Source organism: Streptomyces sp. URMC 123, from assembly GCF_051386515.1.
Lineage (GTDB): Bacteria > Actinomycetota > Actinomycetes > Streptomycetales > Streptomycetaceae > Streptomyces.
The window spans coordinates 1-230 of record NZ_JBPQTV010000804.1 but is presented as its reverse complement, the minus strand read 5'-3'; the positions used below and the strand labels follow the sequence as shown (position 1 = coordinate 230).

Below are 230 nucleotides of genomic sequence, written 5' to 3'. Positions count from 1 at the left end.
GCCTCCCCCGCCGCCCCGGTCAGCGGCAGCGGCTCCGAGCGCTCCAGCGCCGGGTCGTCGACGGCGAAGGTGCGCACCCGGCCCGGGGGCGAGCCGGGCCGCTCGAAGCGGACGGTGATCCTCCCCAGGCCGCTGCCCTGCACCCAGCCGGGCCCGTACGCGGTGTGGCGCACGTCCTGTCCCGGCAGCCAGGCGCGGCTCCCCTCGGCGGCGGCGGTCGGGGCGGGGGC

1 pseudogene is annotated in these 230 nt (G+C 81.7%); it reads right to left on the bottom strand.

Annotated elements, in window-relative coordinates:
* Nucleotides 1-230: pseudogene (locus tag ACSNOD_RS32065) on the bottom strand (DNA polymerase IV); the annotation flags it as partial.